This is a genomic window from Streptomyces sp. 15-116A (assembly GCF_025290915.1).
In the GTDB taxonomy this organism is placed as follows: Bacteria; Actinomycetota; Actinomycetes; order Streptomycetales; family Streptomycetaceae; genus Streptomyces.
Window position 1 is genome coordinate 1 of record NZ_JAOCQE010000439.1, and the last position, 3,318, is coordinate 3,318.

Sequence of the window (3,318 nt, forward strand, 5' to 3'; positions counted from 1 at the left end):
CCGGTGTCGCCGCGGTCCTGGTGCTGGCCGCCGGTGCCGGCTGGGCGGTGTACCGGAAGCTGGAGGGGAACATCACGCCGGACGAGGCGGCGATGGCCGAGCTCGCCCGGTTCGAGAAGGAGCGGCCCACCTCGCTGGTGAAGGACGCCCGCAACATCCTGCTGATCGGCTCGGACTCCCGCTCCGGGGAGGACAACCGCCGTTACGGACGCGACTCGGGGACCGAGCGCTCCGACACGGCGATCCTGCTGCATCTGGCGGCGGGCCGGCGCAGCGCCACCGCGGTGTCGATACCGCGCGATCTGATGGTGGAGGTGCCCGGCTGTCTGCGCCGCGACGGCACCCGTGCCGAGCCGATGTTCGCGATGTTCAACTACGCCTTCCAGGTGGGCGGTTCCGCCTGCACCATCCGTACCGTCGAGAAGCTCACGAATGTCCGGGTCGACCATCATGTCGTCGTCGACTTCCACGGCTTCAAGGCGATGGTCGACGCGGTCGACGGCGTCGAGGTGTGCCTGCGCAGGCCCGTCGACGACGAGGACGCGAAACTGAAGCTGCCGGCGGGCCGGGTGACGCTGAACGGGGAGCAGGCGCTCGGTTTCGTGCGGGCCCGCAAGTCCCTCGGCGACGGCAGCGACACCGAGCGGATGGAGCGGCAGCAGCGGTTCCTGGGCGCGCTCGTCAACAAGGTGCGCAGCAATGACGTCCTGCTGAATCCGGTGAAGCTGTATCCCGTTCTGGACGCGGCCACCTCGTCGCTGACGACGGACCCGGAACTGGCGAGCTTGCGTGGTTTGTACGAACTCGTGCGCGGGGTGCGTGACATCCCCACGGAACGTGTGCAATTCCTGACCGTTCCACGGGAGCCGTATGTCCAGGACGTCAATCGGGACCAACTCGCCCAGCCCGCGGCGCGAGAACTGTTCGAGCGGCTGCGCACGGACGCCCCGCTGGTGGTCGCCCTGGGCGAGGGTGCCACGGACGGTGACGGAAAGGCCACGGAAAAGGTACCGGGTGAGCCCTCCGGGACGGCTTCTCCGGCGCCGACGTTCTCCGGAAACACGGCCGCCGAGGACGCCTGCACGTAAAGGTGACTCCAAGGCAACTCCAAGCCCGTGAACCCTTGTCCAGGGAAATGGGCGAATTGCCCGCTTGTAGGAACGTGGAATTTGTCACCGGCGTCGCCGCGGACTGATCCGGGCGGTTAGTGTGAGCGATCCGGTGCGTCCGTTCTCGTCTCGAGGCCGCGCACTGTGTGACCGAGACCCGAGCGCCTTTGGAGGGGAAAGGCGCCGCGTGGCCCCGACGGAGGATGCAAGCGACCGTGGACGCGCAAGGCCGTGGGCGGGCGGAGAACATCGACCCCGCAGACCAGTGGGTACTCAACCCGAACACCGGCGAATACGAACTGCGACTGAGCCCTTCCGCACCGCAGTCGACCATCCCCTCTCCGCGCAGACCGCGCTCCCCCGGCGGCGGCGCGGCGCGCGGTCGTACGGCGGCTCCGGAGCGGCCCGGACGGGCGGTGCCCGGACGAGAGGTCCCGCCGCCGCGCAGGCGCCGAGGGGCCCCGGAGGAACCGCCGCCGGGTCGGCGCGGGCGCCGGCCGGTCAAGCAGAAGGCGAAGGCGAAGAAGGCCCTGCTGTGGACCGGCGGGGTGATGGCTTTCGTGGTGCTCGCGGCCGGTACGGCCGGCTATCTGTATCTGGAGCACCTCAACGACAACATCACGTCCGTCGCCGACGACGGCGCCAGCACCGGCGGCTTCAGCAAGGACAAGGCGATCAACATCCTGCTGATCGGCACCGACAAACGCACCGGCGAGGGCAACGAGAAGTACGGCGACAAGGGCAGCGCCGGGCACGCCGACACCACGATCCTGCTGCACGTCTCCAAGGACCGCTCCAACGCCACCGCGCTCAGCATCCCGCGTGACCTGATCGTCGACATCCCCGACTGCCCGACCACGCAGGAGGACGGCTCGAAGAAGGTCATCCCGGGCTCGCAGGGCGTCCGCTTCAACACCAGCCTCGGCCAGAGCGGCCGTACGCCCAGCTGCACCGCGCGGACCGTGACCGAGCTGACCGGCATCACCCCGGACAACTTCATGGTGGCCGACTTCAACGCGGTCAAGACGCTGACCACGGCGGTCGGCGGCGTCGAGGTGTGTCTGGCCAAGGACATCGACGACCCCGACTCGCATCTGAAGCTGTCCAAGGGCACGCACACCATCGAGGGCGAGACCGCGCTGGCGTTCGTGCGCACCCGGCACTCCGTGGGCCTCGGCGGCGACTTGAGCCGTATCGAGCTGCAACAGCAGTTCCTCAGCGCGCTGATGCGCAAGCTGAAGTCGAACGACACGCTCACCAGCCCCTCCAAGATGATCAAGCTGGCGGAGGCGGGCACCGAGGCGCTCACCGTCGACTCCCAGCTGAACAGCATCAACAAGCTCAAGGACCTCGGTCTGGAGCTGGGCAAGCTCAACGTCAAGAACCTGACCTTCACCACCGTGCCGGTCAAGGACAATCCCGCGGAGACGGTGAAGACGACCGTCGTCCTCGAGGAGTCCAAGGCCCCGCAGGTGTTCGAGCTCATCAAGAACGACGTGTCGTTCACGGAGGTCAAGGAGCAGAAGAAGAAGGAGAAGGCCGCCGTCGCCGCCCGGCTGAAGGGCACCAAGGCACCGGCCTCCGAGGTCCGGGTGCGCATCCTCAACGGCGGTGCCGTCTCGGGCAGCGCGTCGGCCACCCTCACCTGGCTGCAGAACGAGCAGGGCGTCACCAAGTCGGAGAACGCCGGCAACGCTCCCGAGGAACTCAGCAAGACGACCCTGGAGTACGCGCCCGACCAGGCGGCCGAGGCGCGCCGCCTCGCCGCCATCATGGGCCTGTCCGGCTCGGCGATGAAGCCCGGCAAGAGCGTCACCAACTCCCAGGGCCTGCCCGCGATGACGCTGACCCTGGGCAAGGATTTCAAGGGCGCGGGAGTGCCGCTCACCGTGTCGAAGGCGCCGGAGGACATCCAGAAGTCCACGGCGGACAAGGTCGAGTGCGCCAAGTGACCTGACGGGCCTGTGCCGCGTCTTACGGGACGGGGGCAGGCCCGTCGTATGAGTGCGCAGGATCGCGCAGACGCAGTGCGCGGGATCGCGCAGGGGTGGGGACACCGAAGGGTGGGGGAAGCACGACGATGACGCAGAGCAGTGTGCACGGGGAGGGGACGCGGCCGGGCGAGAGAGCCGCGCGCCGGCCGGCCGGTCAGGGGGCGGGTCCGTCCGGCGGACGGCCGTCACCGGAGGGCGGAGACGGCCCGGGAAGA

Annotated in this window: 2 protein-coding genes; both read left to right on the forward strand. The window is 68.8% G+C overall.

The window, feature by feature from the left end; translation table 11 throughout:
• The coding region (locus N4P33_RS33990) for an LCP family protein (protein ID WP_260830782.1) at positions 1-1,088 on the forward strand (1,088 nt) is incomplete at its 5' end.
• 236 nt (positions 1,089-1,324) lie between these two features.
• Positions 1,325-3,061 (forward strand): LCP family protein, encoded by a 1,737-nt coding sequence (locus N4P33_RS33995; RefSeq protein WP_260830783.1) that lies wholly within the window; start codon positions 1,325-1,327, stop codon positions 3,059-3,061.
• The last annotated feature ends 257 nt before the right edge of the window (positions 3,062-3,318 follow it).